The sequence below is a fragment of the Bradyrhizobium mercantei genome, from assembly GCF_001982635.1.
In the GTDB taxonomy this organism is placed as follows: Bacteria; Pseudomonadota; Alphaproteobacteria; order Rhizobiales; family Xanthobacteraceae; genus Bradyrhizobium; species Bradyrhizobium mercantei.
In genome coordinates this window covers 368,920-384,933 of the sequence record NZ_MKFI01000004.1, presented here as the reverse complement: position 1 = coordinate 384,933, position 16,014 = coordinate 368,920, and the positions used below count along the sequence as shown (strand labels likewise).

Genomic DNA, 16,014 nt, shown 5'->3' with positions numbered 1-16,014 from the left:
GCGCGGCAAGCGCCGGAATTGGTGAGGAGGAGCGCCGCATGGCCGACAAGGGCAACGACCCTGCCGTGATCTGGCAGACGATGATTGGCGAGATGGAGAAGGGGTTCAACTCCTTCGGCAGCCAGCTGATGAGCTCGCCGGAATTTTCCAAGGTGATGAACCAGGCGGGCGGCGTCGCGGCCGGCGCGCAGAAGCAGCTCGGCGAGCTGATGGAGAAATATCTGCTCGCGATGAACCTGCCGAGCCGCGCCCAGCTCGTCGGTATGGCCGAGCGCCTGCAATCGATGGAGAACCAGCTCAACGAGATCAAGACGCTGTTGCAGCAGGTGCATCACAATTCGCTGGCGCCGGACGACGGCCACGGCGCGACGCCCAGGCCGCCGCGCACCAGACAGCCGCCGGCGGAGGGAGGCAGCAAATGAATGCTCCCACGCCGTTTGATTTCGCCTCGATCTCCGAGCGGGTGCAGTCCGAGGTGCAGCGCGCGATCCAGCGCAGCATCAAGGGCGTCGAGTATTTCTCGAGCTCCGGTCCCACGCTCGGCGAGACACCGAAGGACGTGCTGTATTCGCGCGGCACCATGAACCTCTATCATTACCGGCCGCAGGCCAGTGAAGTCTATCGCGTGCCGGTGCTGATCGTGATGGCGACCACCAACCGCGGCTACATCCTCGATCTGGTGCCCGGGCAGAGCTTCATCGAGTTCCTGCTCAAGCGCGGCTTCGACGTCTACATGCTGGACTGGACCGCGCCGAAGCCCGAAGAAAAATCGCTGCGCATGGAGGACTACGTCCTCGACTTCATTCCGGAGTCGGTCCGCCGCGTGCAGCAGGACTCCGGTGAGAAGGACGTCTCCGTCATCGGCTATTGCTTCGGTGGCGTGCTGTCGCTGCTCTATGGCTCGATCTTCAACGACGGGCCGATGAAGAATTTGATCTGCTTCACCACGCCGATCGACTTCCGCGAGATGAAGCTGTTCTCGAACTTCGCCGACCGCCGCTATTTCGACGTCGACCGGCTGATCGACAGCACCGGCAACATGCCGCCCGAACTGATCCTGCAATCGTTCGACATGCTGCGGCCGGCCGCGCGCGTCGTCGGCCAGATCCAGCTCTGGGACAACATCTGGAACGACGAGTTCGTGAAGTCGTACCGGATGTTCGACCGCTGGGCGACCGACACGCTGCCGCTCGCCGGCGAATATTTCCGCGCCATCACCAAGGACCTGATGTGGGACAACAAGCTCTACAACGACACCATGACGGTCGGCGGCCGCGCGGCCAAGCTCGCCGACATCAAGGTGCCGATCCTGCACGCGGTCGCCGAGCACGACCACATCGTGCCGTATGACGCGGCAAAGCACCTGATCACCAAGATCGGCTCCGAGGACAAGGAGGAGGTGATGCTGAAGGGCGGTCACGTCTCGCTGGTCGCCGGCGCCAATGCAATCAAGCGGCTGTGGCCGAAACTGGACTCCTGGTTGAGCAAGAGATCGACATGACCGAACAACGTTCCTATCCGCGCCACGTCAAGACCGAGGCGGGCGACATCGAATTTCGGCTGATGAAGCGGGCCGACGAGGCCGCGGTGCTGGCCTTCGCACAGAAGCTGCCGACGCATGATCTGCTGTTCCTGCCGCGCAACATCAGCCAGCCGAAGGTGCTGTCGGCCTGGATCAACGAGATCGAGCGCGGCGACATCACGAGCCTGCTCGCGGTCAAGGACGGCAAGGTGGTCGGCTGCGGCACCTTGGTGCGCGATCCGCACTCCTGGTCGCCGCATGTCGGCGAGATCCGGATGGTGGTATCGCTCGATGTGCGGGGGCAGGGCGTCGGGCGGGCGCTGTCGCAGGAGACGTTCGCGATTGCCCTTGGTGCGGGGCTGGAGAAGTTCTCGGTGCAGATGACGGTGGACCAGCGGGCGGCGATCGCGCTGTTCGAAAGCCTCGGCTTCAAGGCGGAGGCCCTGCTGCGCGACCATGTCCGCGACGTCGAGGGCAAGACCCACGACATCGTCGTGCTCGGGCACAATGTGGCGCAGGTTCGGGCGCAGATGGAGGCCTACGGGCTACCCGGGGCGGTTGGTGGTGGTTAAATACCTCTAGCTGCCGGTTCCGCGGGCAATCTGCCGGTTATTCATGCTATTCACGAGTTCGTGATATCGCGCTGCAACATCGATGTTGCGGCGCACCATGGGGTGTGTCATAACACCGTTGCCCCGGGCCAATCCGGACGGGGTGAGCCCATAGCTCAAACCTGAGGATGGAGAGACCCCAATGACCACCGAAACCAATTCCGTGCTGAACAGCGTCAAGGAAGCCTTCGCGCCCGTCACCGAGGCGTTCACCAAGCTCCAGAACCTGGAAGTTCCGGAAGCCGCCCGTGAGTTCGTGAAGAAGCAGGCCGAGGCTGCCAAGACCCGCGCTGCCGACGCGTATGCCGGCTCCGAGAAGGTGACCAACGTGATCGAGACCGCCGTTGCCGGTTCGGTGACCGAGGCCGCCAAGATCAGCCGCAACATCCAGCAGGCGATCTACCAGGACGCCGAGGCGTTCTTCGCCGGCATCGACAAGCTCGCTTCCGCCAAGTCGCTGAGCGAAGCTGCCCAGATCCAGTCGGACATGGTCCGTGCGCGTGGCGAACTGTTCGTCTCGCGGGCGAAGGCCACCACCGAATATCTCGGCAAGCTCGTCACCGACGGTGCGAAGACCGCGCAGGACAACTTCGCCAAGGTCTACGGCAAGACCGCCTGATCGCGCTTGCACTGACCGACTGCCCTTTTCGAAGGCCCGCCATTTTGCGGGCCTTCTTTTTTGCCTCACGGTCGTCATCCTGAGTGGATGTGGAGCTTTGGCCTCATCCACTGTTGTCGTCGCCCGGCTTGACCGGGCGACCCAGTACGCCGCGGCCTATCGGCTCAATCACTGCTGTCTCTGGAATACCGGATCACCCGCATGCGCGGGTGATGACACTGAGCAAGCTGAGTAAGTCAATTCCGTCACTGCCGCGCAAAGGCTTCGCCTTTGTCGCTGGAGGTGCGAGCGGACGCAAACTAGCGTACATTCGAAGTCCCCATGACCCTTCCCGCCGCCCTCATCGCAACGCCCGTCGATGCCGAACGCGCAGCCGAATTGCGGCGCGTGAAGTGGCTGGCGACCGGCGTGCTGGCGGCAACCCTGATCATCTTCATCGCAGCGAAGGCGCTGCTGCCGGTGCATCCGGTGTTCGGATTCATTGCGGCCTTCGCCGAGGCCGCGACCATCGGCGGGCTCGCCGATTGGTATGCCGTCGTCGCGCTGTTCAAGCGGCCGCTGGGCTTGCCGATCCCGCACACCGCGATCATCCAGAGCAATCAGGAGCGCATCGCCGAGAAGCTCGGCGAATTCATCGAGAACAATTTCCTGGAATCCGGGCCGGTCGAGGCCAAGCTGCGCGAGATCGATTTCGGCTCGTTCATCGCCGACTGGCTGCGCGACCGCAAGCGCTCGGAGGATCTCGCGCGCTTCGTGCTGCGGATGCTGCCCGAAGCGTTTGCCGCGACCGAGAGCTCGGGGTTGATGCAGTTCATCAGCCGCCGCGTCACGACGCAGGTGCTCTCGATCGACCTCGCGCCGCTCGCGGCCGGTGCGCTGCGCGGTTTCGTGCAGGAGGGCAAGCACGGCGGCCTGCTCGACGACATCCTGCGCGTGCTGCACCAGACGCTGACGCAGCAGGAGACCATGGCCGTGATCCGCGACAAGGTCCGCGCGGAGATGCCGACGCTGCTCAGGCTCTATCGTGCCGACAAGTTCGTGGTGAACCGGATCATCGCCTCGGCCACGAAATTCTTCGAGGAGGTGCGCAACGATCCGCAGCATCCGTTCCGCGGCGAGTTCGATCGCATGCTGCTGTCCTTTGTCGACCGGCTCGGCAGCGACAGGGCCTTCGCCGATCGCATCGACGGGCTCAAGCGCGATCTGATGGCGCGGCCGGAGCTCGCCAATCTCGGGCGCACCATCTGGGCCAACGTCAAGGATTTCATCGAGCGCAGCGCCTCGGGCGAGTCGCAGGTGCTGCAGCATCAGCTGGCGCGAATGTTCGTCGAGGCCGGCGACGCGCTCGACGGCGACGCCGAGTTGCGCGCCGAGATCAACCAGGGCCTGGTCGCGATCCTGCGCTCGGTCGTCGCCGAGCAGAAGAGCGGCGTCTCGAGCTTCATCGCCGACCAGATGAAGAGCTGGGACATGGAGCAGTTGATCTCGCTGATCGAGGTCAATGTCGGCAAGGACCTGCAATACATCCGCTTCAACGGCTCGCTGATCGGCGGGCTTGCCGGGCTCGCGCTTTACACGCTGGAATACGTGCTGCGGCTGCTGTGACCGATTGGGCACGGAGGTCACAATAGTTGTGACAAGTGTGATCTGGCCGGCTTGCACGAAAGTAATCGGTTCCCTAGCTTTTCAAGACTGTTTGTTGCGTTGCGGAACGATTCCGCCGGGTTTGCGTCAATCCTGTTGACCCATTCCCGATGATCCCATTGCCGGCCGCCGCGACGTCAGGGGCCGTGAAGAGGAGCTGAAATGTCGGTTGCTGCGCAGACGCTACGCCCGCCGTCCAGGACGCTGATGTTCCTGGAAGGCCGCGCCATTCACGAACTCGGTGCCTTCCTTGGTGCATTGCCGCTGCTGAGCCTCGCGCCGCGCGGCGATGGGCATCCGGTGCTGGTGCTGCCCGGACTGATCGCCTCCGACATGTCGACCCGGCCGCTGCGCGACTTCCTCAAGAGCAAGGGCTACGCCGTCAGTGGCTGGCGCCAGGGCCGTAACCTCGGTCTGCGGTCCGGCGTGCAGGACGGCATGGTCGACCTGCTGCAGGAAATGCATGAGACCAGCGGCCGCAAGGTCTCGCTGATCGGCTGGAGCCTCGGCGGCCTCTATGCGCGCCAGCTCGCCAAGATGATGCCGGAGCGCGTGCGCCAGGTGATCACGCTCGGCAGCCCGTTTGCCGCCGGCCCGAAATCGACCAATGCCTGGCGCGTCTATGAGATGGCCAGCGGCCGCCGCGCCGAGGAGGACGACTCCCGTTTCGGCGGGTCGCTCGCCAGCGCGCCGCCGGTGCCGACCACCGCGATCTTCAGCCGCACCGACGGCGTCTGCGCCTGGCAGGGTTGTCGCGAGCAGACCTCGTCGATGACCGACAGCATCGAGGTCGAGAGCAGCCATTGCGGCATGGGCCATCACCCGGCCGTGGTCTATGCGGTCGCCGATCGTCTCGCGCAGAAGGACGGCGAGTGGGCGCCGTTCGATCGCAGCGGCTGGCGCAGCTTCGTCTATCCGGATCCGAACCGCTAAGCGCTTCTCCTTGCCTCGCCCCGCTTGCGGGGCGAGGCGGTTGAGGCACCGCACCCCGCATTGTCGTGAATCGACAAAACGCGCTATGCGTTGAGGCATGCCACAGCCGCTTGCCCGCATCGTCGATCAGCTGAAGCGCGAGCCGTCACGCACCGGCTCGATCATCATCACCGTGTTCGGCGACTCCATCGTGCCGCGCGGCGGCGCGGTGTGGCTCGGCACGCTGCTCGAATTCTTCAAGTCGCTCGACATCGACGGCAACGTGGTGCGCACCGCGATGTCGCGGCTCGCCGCCGACGGCTGGCTCGAGCGCAGCAAGGTCGGCCGCAACAGCTTCTATCGGTTGAATGCCAAGGGACGGCAGACCTTCGACACCGCGACCAGGCACATCTACGATCCGCCGCCGTCGGACTGGACCGGCCGCTTCGAGCTGCTGTTGATCGGCAATGCCGAGGATCGCGACGCCGCGCGCGAGGCGCTGAAGAATGCCGGCTTCGGCAGCCCGCTGCCCGGCGTGTGGGTCGCACCATCTGGTGCGCCGATCCCCGATGAAGCGTCGCGCGCGATCCGTCTCGAAGTGTCCGCCGAAGACGACAGCGGGCGCCGGCTGCTCAGCGAGAGCTGGCCGCTCGATCGCACCGCGGATGCCTATCTGAAGTTCATGAAGACCTTCGAGCCGCTGCACGGCTGGATCGCCAGAGGCGAGACGTTGAGCGATGCCGACGCCTTCACCGCGCGCATCCTCTTGATCCACCATTATCGCCGGGTCGTGCTGCGTGATCCGCTGCTGCCGGCCCCCTTGCTGCCGAAGGACTGGCCGGGCAGGGCCGCGCGCAAGCTCTGCGGCGAGATCTATCGCGGGCTGCTTTCGCCGTCGGAACAATGGCTTGACGATCACGCAACCAACGAGGACGGGCCGCTGCCGAAGCCCAACGGGGCGGTGGCGCGCCGTTTCGAGGGCATCTGAACGTATTACAAAAATATCTTGCATTCTGAAATTTGTGTTATATATTACCGCCTAACAACACACCGGGAGGTCGGCCATGTATACGCAGGCGCTCAACTCATCCGACGGCGACGATCGCGGCGTTGAGGATGTTGCCCGTGCCAGTCAGTTCCAGGCCCGCATCGATGCCGACGAGCGCATCGAGCCGAACGACTGGATGCCTGCCGCGTACCGCAAGACGCTGACCCGGCAGATTTCCCAGCACGCCCATTCCGAAATCGTCGGCATGCTGCCCGAGGGCAACTGGATCACCCGCGCGCCGTCGCTGCGCCGCAAGGCCGCGCTGCTTGCCAAGGTGCAGGACGAATGCGGCCACGGGCTCTATCTCTATGCCGCCGCCGAGACGCTCGGCACCTCGCGCGAGGAGCTGGTCGACGCGATGCTCTCGGGCAAGGCGAAATATTCCTCGATCTTCAACTATCCGACCCTGACCTGGGCCGACATCGGCACCATCGGCTGGCTGGTCGACGGCGCGGCGATCATGAACCAGATCCCGCTGTGCCGCTGCTCCTACGGCCCCTATGCCCGCGCGATGATCCGCGTCTGCAAGGAAGAGTCGTTCCACCAGCGCCAGGGCTTTGAGATCATGGTGACGCTGTGCCGCGGCACCGCCGAGCAGAAGGCGATGGCGCAGAACGCACTCGATCGCTGGTGGTGGCCGGTGCTGATGATGTTCGGCCCGCCGGACCAGGTCAGCCAGCACAGCGACACCTCGACCAAATGGAAGATCAAGCGCTTCTCCAACGACGAGCTGCGCCAGAAATTCATCGACGCCACCGTGCCGCAGGCCGAATTCCTCGGGCTGACGATCCCCGATCCCGGCATGAAGCAGAACGAGAACGGCAATTGGGTGCACAGCCCGATCGACTGGGACGAGTTCAAGCAGGTGCTGGCCGGCAACGGCCCCTGCAACCGCGATCGCCTCGCCGCGCGCCGCAAGGCGCATGAGGAGGGCGCCTGGGTGCGCGAGGCGGCCGCGGCCTATGCCGAGAAGCGCAAGAGCCGCCAGCTCGCGCAAGCCGCCGAATAAGGGAGCCCGAGATGGCCACGCCGAACGTTCCGCTCTGGGAAGTCTTCATCCGCAGCCGCAATGGCCTTGCGCATAAGCATGTCGGCTCGCTGCACGCGGCGGATTCGACGCTGGCGCTGCAAGCCGCGCGCGACATCTACACCCGCCGCGGCGAGGGGCTGTCGATCTGGGTGGTGCCCTCGAACGCGATCACCGCGTCGGACCCGTCCGAGAAGGGCATGATGTTCGAGCCGGCGGAATCCAAGATCTACCGTCACCCGACCTTCTACGACGTTCCCGACGAAGTCGGGCATATGTGACCGCGCATCGCTCGTCATTGCGAGCGAAGCGAAGCAATCCATCGGACCGCGAGGCAAGTGTGGATTGCTTCGTCGCTCCGCTCCTCGCAATGACGAAAATATAGCGAGTTGATCAAATGGCCGTCGCCAACATCGAAGTCTCCGAAACGCCGCTGGTGCTCTATGCGCTGCGCCGCGCCGACGATGCGCTGATCCTCGGCCATCGGCTGTCCGAATGGTGCGGCCATGCGCCCGCGATGGAAGAGGACATGGCGCTCGCCAATATGGGGCTCGACCTGCTCGGCCAGGCCCGCGAGCTCTACAGCTACGCCGCCAAGGTCGAAGGCCGCGGCAACGACGAGGACAAGTTCGCCTATCTGCGCGACGTCAGGCAGTACCGCAACCTGCTGCTGGTCGAGCAGCCGAACGGCGATTTCGCCCGCACCATGGTGCGGCAGTTCTTCTACGCCGCGTTCGCCGATCTCTACTGGCGTGCGATGATGGGATCGTCCGATCCGACATTTGCTGCGATCGCGGCGAAGTCGGAGAAGGAGAGCGCCTACCATCTGCGGCATTCCTCGGAATGGATCGTCCGCCTCGGCGACGGCACCGAGGAGAGCCACCGCCGCACGCAGAATGCGATCGACGATCTCTGGGCCTATACCGGCGAGATGTTCGCGGTCGACGATGGCGAACGCGGCCTGATCGACGCCGGCATTGCAATCGATCCGGCGACGCTGAAGTCGCGCTGGCTGAAGACCGTGACCGGCATCGTCAACGAGGCGACGCTGGCGTTGCCGAAGAGCGATTGGATGCAACAGGGCGGTCGCGTCGGCAGCCACAGCGAGCATCTCGGACATCTGCTCAGCGAATTGCAGTCCCTGCAGCGCACCTTCCCGGGGGCGACATGGTGACGGTTGCCCTCAGCGATGCCGATCTGCGCCGGCGCGCCTGGAGCGCGGCCGCGCAGGTGGTCGATCCGGAAATCCCGGTGCTGACCATCGCCGACCTCGGCGTGCTGCGCGACGTCGCGGTGCAGGACGGCCATGTCGAGGTCGCGATCACGCCGACTTATTCCGGCTGCCCGGCCATGAACATGATCGCGCTCGAGATCGAACTCGCGCTGGAACGCGAGGGCATTCACAAGCCGAAGGTCCGCACCGTGCTGTCGCCAGCCTGGACCACCGACTGGATGAGCGAGGACGGCCGCCGCAAGCTCAGGGAATACGGCATCGCGCCGCCGCTGCCGGGCTCCTCGCGCCGCGCACTGTTCGGCGAGCAGCAGGTGACGTGCCCGCAGTGCGGCTCAGGCGATACCGAGCTGCTGTCCGAATTCGGCTCGACCTCCTGCAAGGCGCTGTGGCGTTGCAAGAGCTGCCGTGAACCCTTCGATTACTTCAAGTGTCATTGACCATGTCGACACCACGCTTTCACCGTCTGTCCGTCAGCGACCTGCGCCGCGAGGCGTCGGACGCGATCTCGATGACCTTTGCGATCCCCGACGATCTGCAAGGCGATTACCGCTTCACGCCCGGCCAGTACCTGACGCTCCGCGCCACCATGGACGGCGAGGAAGTCCGCCGCTCCTATTCGATCTGCTCCGGTCCCGACGACGGCGAGCTGCGCATCGCGGTGAAGAAGGTCGACGGCGGCGCGTTCTCGAACTGGGCCGCCGACGAGCTGAAGACCGGCGACGAGCTCGACGTGATGACGCCGACCGGCCGTTTCGGCGTCGCGCACGCGCCCGGCGAGGCGCGGACCTATGTCGGCTTTGCCGCCGGCAGCGGCATCACGCCGATCCTCTCGATCATCAAGGGCGTGCTGGCGTGCGAGCCGGACAGCCGCTTCTTCCTGTTCTACGGCAACCGTTCGACCGAAGGCGTCATGTTCCGTGAGGCGCTGGAGGAGCTGAAGGACCGCTTCATGCAGCGGCTCTCGGTGTTCCACGTCATCTCCGGCGAGGAGCAGGACATCCCGATCCTGCACGGCCGGCTCGACGGCGAGAAGGTGCGGGTGCTGCTGCGCTCGCTGGTGCCGGCTTCGACCGTCGATCATGTCTTCGTCTGCGGCCCGGCCGCGATGAGCGAGACCATCGAGGCGACCTGTCGCGAGATCGGAATCGCCGACGAGCGCATCCATGTCGAACGCTTCGTCTCGGAATTCGGCGGCAAGCCGCGTCCGAAGGTCGTCGTTCCCGCCGGCGCGCCGCCGAAGGCGATCGCCGGACTGATCATCGACGGCAAGCGCCGCGAGGTCCCGGTGGCCGACGGCGAGTCGATCCTCGACGCCGCGCTGCGCGCCGGCATGGACCTGCCCTTCGCCTGCAAGGGCGGCATGTGCTCGACCTGCCGCGCCAAGCTGGTCGAAGGCGAGGCGCCGATGGATCTGAATTATTCGCTGGAGCCGTGGGAGCTGAAGGCGGGGTTCATCCTCACCTGCCAGGCCAAGCCGTGCTCCGAGAAGGTCGTGGTCGACTACGACCACGTCTAATCCTACGCGCGCGTTGACACCTCCGGTGTCACGCCCAACACTTGAAACCAAGAGGCCCGTTGCAACGGGCCCGCGCACAGGGAGTTCGATGTGAACGTGAAGGCCACGCTATCGCCCGAGGACTTGACACCGGAAGATCTGGCGCGCGCCTGCGCGGACGCGATGTGGAAGGAAGACGACGCCAGCAAGGGTCTCGGCATGGAGCTCGTCGAGATCAGGCCGGGGCAGGCGACGATGGCGATGACGGTGCAGCCGCACATGGTCAACGGCCAGCGCATCTGCCATGGCGGCTACATCTTCACGCTGGCGGATTCCGCCTTCGCCTTTGCCTGCAACAGCCATAACGATCGCGCAGTCGCGGCGCAGGGCAACATCACCTTCATCCGGCCCGGCAAGCTCGGCGACCGCCTGGTTGCGACCGCGCGCGAAGTCTCGCGCAGCGGCCGCTCGGGAATTTACGACGTGCGCGTCACGTCCGGCGGCAGCGTGATCGCCGAATTCCGCGGACATTCGCGGGTGATAGCCGGCAGCTGGCTGCCGGCCACGGACATCAAGGCGTAAGGCTTCAGGGGAAACGGCGATGGCAACGGCAAAGCTCAAGGTCAAGGACAGCTCCTATCGCGCCGAGCTCGATGCGGCCGAGCGCGCCTCGCGCGACGAGATCATGGCGCTGCAGACCGGGCGGCTGGCCTGGTCGCTCAAGCACGCCTATGACAATGTCGCGCATTACAAGAAGGCGTTCGACGCCGCCGGCGTACACCCCACGGACTTCAAGCAGCTCTCCGATCTCGCCAGGTTTCCCTTCACGGTGAAGACCGATCTGCGCGACAACTATCCCTTCAACATGTTTGCGGTGCCGCGCGAGCAGCTGGTGCGGGTCCATGCCTCCTCGGGCACGACAGGCAAGCCGATCGTGGTCGGCTACACCAAAGCTGACATCGACACCTGGGCGGATGTGATGGCGCGCTCGATCCGTGCCGCCGGCGGCCGCAAGGGCATGCTGATGCACAATGCCTATGGCTACGGCCTGTTTACCGGCGGTCTCGGCGCGCATTACGGCGCCGAGCGGCTCGGCTGCACGGTGGTCCCGATCTCCGGCGGCATGACCGAGCGGCAGGTGCAGATCATCAATGATTTCAGGCCCGACGTCATCACGGTGACGCCGAGCTACATGCTGGCGATCCTCGACGAGTTCAAGCGGCAGGGCCTCGACCCGCGCAAATCGTCGCTCAAGTTCGGCATCTTCGGCGCCGAGCCCTGGACCAACGCGATGCGCGTCGAGATCGAGCAGGCCTTCGACATGGACGCCACCGACATCTACGGCCTCTCGGAAGTGATCGGTCCCGGCGTCGCGCAGGAATGCGTGGAGACCAAGGACGGGCTGCACATCTGGGAGGATCACTTCTATCCCGAGGTGATCGATCCCCTGACCGGCAATGTGCTGCCCGATGGCGAGAAGGGCGAATTGGTGTTCACCTCGCTGACCAAGGAAGCCTTCCCGATCATCCGCTACCGCACCCGCGATCTGACGCGGCTGTTGCCCGGCACCGCGCGGCCCGGCATGCGGCGGATGGAGAAGGTGACCGGCCGCTCCGACGACATGATCATCCTGCGCGGCGTCAACGTGTTCCCGACCCAGATCGAGGAAGCATTGCTGGCGACCGACTGGTGCGGCGGCCACTTCGTCATCGAGCTCACGCGGGAGGGCCGCATGGACGAGATGACGGTGCTCGCCGAAGCTCGGCCGGAGAGCTGGGACGGCGAGGGGCTGACCGCGCATGCCGAGAAGGTCGCCGCCTTCATCAAGAACACGATCGGCATCTCCACCCGCGTCCGCGTCGTCGCGCCCGAGACACTGGAGCGTTCGCTCGGCAAGGCGAAACGTGTTTACGACAAGCGGCCGAAAGAATAGCTTTCGCCCGCAATCCAAGAGGGTGCTGGGCATGGCCGATACCAATGAGGCAACCGCTGCGGAGATCGTCGCGGCGATCCGAAACCGGAAGGTGACCGCGGTCGGCGTCGTCGAGGCGGCGCTCGATCGTGCGGAGCGGCTCAGGCACCTCAACGCCTTCATCGTGCTGAACCGCGACGGCGCGCTGGCCGCGGCGCGCGAGGTCGATGCCGGGACGCGCACCGGCGCGCTGGCCGGGCTTCCGGTCGTCGTCAAGGACAACATCAACACGTCGGATCTGCCGACGTCGGGCGGCACGCCGGCGCTGCAACGCGCGCGGCCGGTGCGGAACGCGCCGTCGCTGCAAAAGCTGCTCGACGCCGGTGCCATCGTGATCGGCAAGACCAATCTGCACGAACTCGCCTTCGGCATCACCAGCACCAATCTGGCGTCGTTCGCCGGACCGGTGCGCAATCCCTACGACACCAGCCGGATCCCTGGCGGATCGTCCGGCGGAACGTCGGCGGCGATCGCCGCGCGTATTGCGACCTGCGGCCTGGGATCGGATACCGGCGGCTCGACCCGCGTGCCGGCGGCGTTGACCGGGACCGTCGGCCTCAGGCCGTCGGTCGGCAATGGTGGCGCCGAGCGGCGCTATCACGACGACAACCAGGTGGTTCCGATCAGCCATACCCGCGACACCGTCGGCCCGATGGGGCGCACGGTCGCCGATGCCGCGCTGCTCGATGCCGTGATATCGGGCACGCCGCTCGCCACGGCCATCCCGCTGCGCGGCGTGCGCCTCGGCATTCCCGCCTGTTTCTGGAGCGGCCTCGATCGCGATGTCGAGACTGTGGCCCGCGCAGCCTGCGTCCGCCTCAAGGCCGCCGGCGCCGTGCTGGTCGATGTCGATATGCCCGATCTGTTCGAGCAGAACGACAAGGTGTCCTTCGTCGTCGCGCTGCATGAGCCGATCGCCGATATCCCGGCCTGGCTCGCCGCCTCCGGGATCGAGGGGATCACGCTGTCCGACATCGCGGCCGGCGTCGCCAGTCCCGATGTGGTCGGCGCTTTCGGAGCCATCACGGCGGACGCCTTCGGCGCTGCCTATGACGATGCGATCAAGGTGCAGCGGCCGGCGCTGCAGGCGATCTATGCCGCCTATCTCAGGGACAACAAACTGGATGCCATCCTGTTTCCAACCACGATCGCGCCTGCGCCGCTCATCGACGAAAAGACCGGGTCCGGCGAGATGTCGGTCAATGGCAGCGAGCCGGTGCCGACCTTCGGCACCATGATCCGCAACACCGATCCCGCCAGCAATGCCGGCCTTCCCGGGCTGTCGCTCCATGCCGGCATGACGCCTGGCGGCCTGCCGGTCGGGCTCGAGCTCGATGGTCCGGTCGGCAGCGATGCGAGGCTGCTCGGGCTTGGCCTGTCGATCGAGGCGATCCTGGGCACGGCCCCGCCACCAAAGCTCTGACTTTGCCGGCGTCAACAAGCCCCTTGAATTGATCGATCAGTCGATTAGAGCGTTTTCGAGCGAAGTGGACGCCGGTTCGCGTGAAGAAAACGCGTCAAAAGAGAATCTAGAGCTTCGGTTCTGATACAATCAGAACCGAAAATGCTCTAGTCATGGCCTGAGGCCATCAGGCCGCTACTTCATGATCAAGACTGGAATGCTCATGTCGGCCCCGCAAGCAGATCGTCATCCTGTTGACGCCCGTTGCGTCCGCCTGCTGACGAAGGTGGAGAACACGGCGGCGGTGGCGCCGGTCGTCGAGACGCACGCTCTGTCCCGCGGCGACAACGACGTCCTGATCGAGGTCAAGGCGGCGGCGGTCAATCCATCCGACGTCAAGGCCGCGACCGGGCTGATGCCCTATGCCGTATTCCCGCGCACCTCCGGGCGCGACTACGCCGGCGTCGTGATCGACGGCCCGTCAGGCCTGGTCGGCCGCGAGGTGTTCGGCTCGTCCGGCGACCTCGGTATCCGCCGCGACGGCACCCATGCCACCCATCTGGTGGTCGAGGCCGATGCCGTGGTGGAAAAGCCCGCCGGCATCTCCTGGGACGAGGCCGCCGGGATCGGCGTGCCCTTCGTCACCGCGATGGAAGGCCTGCGCCGTGCCGGCCTGCCGAAGGCGGGCGAGACCGTGCTTGTGATGGGCGTCAACGGCAAGGTCGGCCAGGCCGCGGTGCAGATCGCAAGCTGGCACGGCGCGCGTGTGATCGGCGTGGTGCGCAAGCGCGAGCCCTATGAAGGCCACAGCAATGCGCCGGTCGAGGTGATCGATGCCTCCGCAACCGATGTCGCAACCCGCGTGCGCGAACTGACCGGCGGCAAGGGGGCCGACATCGTCTACAACACGGTCGGCGATCCCTATTTCCAGGCCGCGCACAAGTCGCTGGCGCTGCGCGGCCGCCAGATCCTGATCGCGGCGGTCGACCGCATCGTGCAGTTCAACATCCTCGAGTTCTATCGCGGCCAGCACACCTATGTCGGCATCGACACGCTTGCGCTCTCGTCGGTTGCGACCGGCGAGGTGTTGCGCGAGCTCGCGCCGGGCTTTGCCAGCGGGCATCTGAAGCCGTTTCCGATCCAGCCGAGCGCGATCTATCCGCTGGAACACGCCAAGGCAGCTTTCGTTGCCGTGGCAGGCTCGTCGCGCGACCGCGTGATCCTGCGGCCATGACCAGCCGTCATTGCGAGGAGCGAAGCGACGACGCAATCCATTCTCTCCCCGTGTGATAGTGTGGATTGCTTCGCTTCGCTCGCAATGACGATTCCAAAGGACATTGCATGGACCCCGCCACAACAGTCATCCTCGCCGCCCTCATCATCGGCCTGATCTACGGCTCGGTCGGGCTCGTCAGCGGCTTCTGCATGATGAGCGGCCTGCGCGGCTGGTGGGCGGAGGGCGATGGCCGTCTGGCGCGCACCTACGCGCTGGCGATGGGGATTGCGATCGCGGCCTCGCAGCTCTTGGCGGCGGCTGGTCTCGTCGATCTCGGCAAGTCGATCTATCTGCAGCCGTCGTTTTCGGCGCCGGTGATGTTCCTCGGCGGGCTCCTGTTCGGGTACGGCATGGTGCTGTCGAACGGCTGCGGCTCGCGGGCGCTGGTGCTGCTCGGGCGCGGCAATTTGCGTTCCTTCGTGGTCGTGATCGTGCTCGGCATCTTCGCCGAGATGACGCTGAAGGGCCTGATCGCCCCGGCCCGGATCGCGATGGTGCAGGCCTCGCAGGCCACGGTTGCCACCAATTCGGTGCCGGCGCTGTTGGCAGGAAGCGGCCTCGGCGCGGTGCCGGCGCGGATGGTCGCGGCCTCGGTGCTCGCGGCCCTGCTGATCATCTTCGCCTTTGCCCATGCGCCGTTCCGCAAGTCGCCTGGCCAGATCGCGGCCGGCCTGATCGTCGGCCTGCTGGTGGCCGGCGGCTGGTACGCGACCGGCTATCTCGGCGCCGATGATTTCAATCCGGTGCCGGTGACGTCGCTCACCTTCATCGCGCCGATCGCCGATGCCTTGCAATACGTCATGCTGTCGACCGGCTCGACGCTCAATTTCGGCATCGTCACCGTGTTCGGTGTGTTCGCGGGCAGCCTGCTCACTGCGCTTGCCACCGGGCGCTTCCAGCTCGAGGGCTACCGGTCGCCGCAGCACATGTTGCGCTCGGCCGGCGGCGCCGCACTGATGGGCGTCGGCGGCGTGATGGCGTTCGGCTGCTCGGTCGGGCAGGGGCTGACCGGACTGTCGACGCTGTCGCTGTCGTCGTTCATCGCAATCGCCGGCATCATGCTCGGCACCGGCGCCGGCCTGCGCGGCGCGTTGCGGGTCAGGCCGCTCGCGGCGGCTTGAAGCGGATCATGCTCTAAAGCGTGATGGGTTTAGACCGGGTCGCTTCGCCAGGAACTCGGGCGAGCACCTCTCCCCGACGGGGAGAGGTCGATTTGCGCAGCAAATCGGGTGAGGGGCCGCAGCTCTAACGA

The 16,014-nt window shown here is 65.6% G+C and carries 17 protein-coding genes; all 17 read left to right on the top strand.

Going from position 1 to position 16,014, the window contains the following annotated elements:
- Positions 1 to 38: 38 nt before the first annotated feature.
- The 17 genes from BI327_RS19975 (at position 39) to BI327_RS19895 (ending at position 15,883) form a co-directional block, all read left to right on the top strand.
- Positions 39 to 422 carry a hypothetical protein gene (locus BI327_RS19975; protein WP_076862505.1) on the top strand — a complete coding sequence of 128 codons (384 nt, stop codon included), beginning with the start codon at positions 39 to 41 and terminating at the stop codon, positions 420 to 422.
- Complete coding sequence (locus tag BI327_RS19970) at positions 419 to 1,501, top strand: PHA/PHB synthase family protein (RefSeq protein WP_076862504.1); 1,083 nt, start codon at positions 419 to 421, stop codon at positions 1,499 to 1,501. Before BI327_RS19975 ends, BI327_RS19970 begins: the two co-directional genes overlap by 4 nt.
- The gene (locus tag BI327_RS19965) at positions 1,498 to 2,094 is read left to right on the top strand and encodes a GNAT family N-acetyltransferase (protein ID WP_076862503.1); all 597 of its coding nucleotides are present in this window, start codon (positions 1,498 to 1,500) and stop codon (positions 2,092 to 2,094) included. Before BI327_RS19970 ends, BI327_RS19965 begins: the two co-directional genes overlap by 4 nt.
- A gap of 181 nt (positions 2,095 to 2,275) precedes the next feature.
- Positions 2,276 to 2,752 carry a phasin gene (locus tag BI327_RS19960; protein ID WP_074130326.1) on the top strand — a complete coding sequence of 159 codons (477 nt, stop codon included), beginning with the start codon at positions 2,276 to 2,278 and terminating at the stop codon, positions 2,750 to 2,752.
- A gap of 321 nt (positions 2,753 to 3,073) precedes the next feature.
- Positions 3,074 to 4,357, top strand: coding sequence for a DUF445 domain-containing protein (locus tag BI327_RS19955; RefSeq protein ID WP_076862502.1), 1,284 nt, complete (start codon positions 3,074 to 3,076; stop codon positions 4,355 to 4,357).
- A gap of 201 nt (positions 4,358 to 4,558) precedes the next feature.
- On the top strand, positions 4,559 to 5,329 hold the full coding sequence (locus BI327_RS19950) for an esterase/lipase family protein (protein WP_076862501.1): 771 nt from the start codon (positions 4,559 to 4,561) through the stop codon (positions 5,327 to 5,329).
- Positions 5,330 to 5,426: 97 nt separating this feature from the next.
- Positions 5,427 to 6,296 (top strand): phenylacetic acid degradation operon negative regulatory protein PaaX, encoded by an 870-nt coding sequence (gene paaX, locus BI327_RS19945; protein ID WP_076862500.1) that lies wholly within the window; start codon positions 5,427 to 5,429, stop codon positions 6,294 to 6,296.
- A 76-nt stretch (positions 6,297 to 6,372) separates the two neighbouring features.
- Positions 6,373 to 7,365 (top strand): 1,2-phenylacetyl-CoA epoxidase subunit PaaA, encoded by a 993-nt coding sequence (paaA, locus tag BI327_RS19940; protein ID WP_076862499.1) that lies wholly within the window; start codon positions 6,373 to 6,375, stop codon positions 7,363 to 7,365.
- 11 nt (positions 7,366 to 7,376) lie between these two features.
- A complete protein-coding gene (gene paaB / locus BI327_RS19935; RefSeq protein WP_024579339.1) occupies positions 7,377 to 7,664 on the top strand; it encodes a 1,2-phenylacetyl-CoA epoxidase subunit PaaB in 288 nt (95 codons plus the stop codon).
- A 116-nt stretch (positions 7,665 to 7,780) separates the two neighbouring features.
- A complete protein-coding gene (paaC, locus tag BI327_RS19930) occupies positions 7,781 to 8,557 on the top strand; it encodes a 1,2-phenylacetyl-CoA epoxidase subunit PaaC (RefSeq protein ID WP_076862498.1) in 777 nt (258 codons plus the stop codon).
- Positions 8,551 to 9,054, top strand: coding sequence for a 1,2-phenylacetyl-CoA epoxidase subunit PaaD (gene paaD / locus BI327_RS19925; RefSeq protein WP_076862497.1), 504 nt, complete (start codon positions 8,551 to 8,553; stop codon positions 9,052 to 9,054). Before paaC ends, paaD begins: the two co-directional genes overlap by 7 nt.
- A 2-nt stretch (positions 9,055 to 9,056) precedes the next feature.
- Entirely contained in the window at positions 9,057 to 10,133 is a 1,077-nt protein-coding gene (gene paaE / locus BI327_RS19920) for a 1,2-phenylacetyl-CoA epoxidase subunit PaaE (protein ID WP_076862496.1), read from the top strand.
- Between the two features lie 90 nt (positions 10,134 to 10,223).
- A complete protein-coding gene (gene paaI, locus BI327_RS19915) occupies positions 10,224 to 10,694 on the top strand; it encodes a hydroxyphenylacetyl-CoA thioesterase PaaI (protein WP_076862495.1) in 471 nt (156 codons plus the stop codon).
- Positions 10,695 to 10,713: 19 nt separating this feature from the next.
- Positions 10,714 to 12,045, top strand: a complete 1,332-nt coding sequence (gene paaK, locus BI327_RS19910) for a phenylacetate--CoA ligase PaaK (RefSeq protein WP_076862494.1) — start codon at positions 10,714 to 10,716, stop codon at positions 12,043 to 12,045.
- 31 nt (positions 12,046 to 12,076) lie between these two features.
- Positions 12,077 to 13,507, top strand: a complete 1,431-nt coding sequence (iaaH, locus tag BI327_RS19905) for an indoleacetamide hydrolase (protein WP_076862493.1) — start codon at positions 12,077 to 12,079, stop codon at positions 13,505 to 13,507.
- Positions 13,508 to 13,709: 202 nt separating this feature from the next.
- A complete protein-coding gene (locus BI327_RS19900; RefSeq protein WP_089025555.1) occupies positions 13,710 to 14,720 on the top strand; it encodes a quinone oxidoreductase family protein in 1,011 nt (336 codons plus the stop codon).
- A 107-nt stretch (positions 14,721 to 14,827) separates the two neighbouring features.
- The gene (locus BI327_RS19895; protein WP_076862492.1) at positions 14,828 to 15,883 is read left to right on the top strand and encodes a YeeE/YedE family protein; all 1,056 of its coding nucleotides are present in this window, start codon (positions 14,828 to 14,830) and stop codon (positions 15,881 to 15,883) included.
- The last annotated feature ends 131 nt before the right edge of the window (positions 15,884 to 16,014 follow it).

What these genes read in the sequence shown, in the direction of transcription:
- BI327_RS19975 (WP_076862505.1), top strand. Translation starts at nt 39, where the DNA reads ATGGCCGACAAGGGCAACGACCCTGCCGTGATCTGGCAGACGATGATT.
- BI327_RS19970 (WP_076862504.1), top strand. Translation starts at nt 419, where the DNA reads ATGAATGCTCCCACGCCGTTTGATTTCGCCTCGATCTCCGAGCGGGTG.
- BI327_RS19965 (WP_076862503.1), top strand. Translation starts at nt 1,498, where the DNA reads ATGACCGAACAACGTTCCTATCCGCGCCACGTCAAGACCGAGGCGGGC.
- BI327_RS19960 (WP_074130326.1), top strand. Translation starts at nt 2,276, where the DNA reads ATGACCACCGAAACCAATTCCGTGCTGAACAGCGTCAAGGAAGCCTTC.
- BI327_RS19955 (WP_076862502.1), top strand. Translation starts at nt 3,074, where the DNA reads ATGACCCTTCCCGCCGCCCTCATCGCAACGCCCGTCGATGCCGAACGC.
- BI327_RS19950 (WP_076862501.1), top strand. Translation starts at nt 4,559, where the DNA reads ATGTCGGTTGCTGCGCAGACGCTACGCCCGCCGTCCAGGACGCTGATG.
- paaX (WP_076862500.1), top strand. Translation starts at nt 5,427, where the DNA reads ATGCCACAGCCGCTTGCCCGCATCGTCGATCAGCTGAAGCGCGAGCCG.
- paaA (WP_076862499.1), top strand. Translation starts at nt 6,373, where the DNA reads ATGTATACGCAGGCGCTCAACTCATCCGACGGCGACGATCGCGGCGTT.
- paaB (WP_024579339.1), top strand. Translation starts at nt 7,377, where the DNA reads ATGGCCACGCCGAACGTTCCGCTCTGGGAAGTCTTCATCCGCAGCCGC.
- paaC (WP_076862498.1), top strand. Translation starts at nt 7,781, where the DNA reads ATGGCCGTCGCCAACATCGAAGTCTCCGAAACGCCGCTGGTGCTCTAT.
- paaD (WP_076862497.1), top strand. Translation starts at nt 8,551, where the DNA reads ATGGTGACGGTTGCCCTCAGCGATGCCGATCTGCGCCGGCGCGCCTGG.
- paaE (WP_076862496.1), top strand. Translation starts at nt 9,057, where the DNA reads ATGTCGACACCACGCTTTCACCGTCTGTCCGTCAGCGACCTGCGCCGC.
- paaK (WP_076862494.1), top strand. Translation starts at nt 10,714, where the DNA reads ATGGCAACGGCAAAGCTCAAGGTCAAGGACAGCTCCTATCGCGCCGAG.
- iaaH (WP_076862493.1), top strand. Translation starts at nt 12,077, where the DNA reads ATGGCCGATACCAATGAGGCAACCGCTGCGGAGATCGTCGCGGCGATC.
- BI327_RS19900 (WP_089025555.1), top strand. Translation starts at nt 13,710, where the DNA reads ATGTCGGCCCCGCAAGCAGATCGTCATCCTGTTGACGCCCGTTGCGTC.
- BI327_RS19895 (WP_076862492.1), top strand. Translation starts at nt 14,828, where the DNA reads ATGGACCCCGCCACAACAGTCATCCTCGCCGCCCTCATCATCGGCCTG.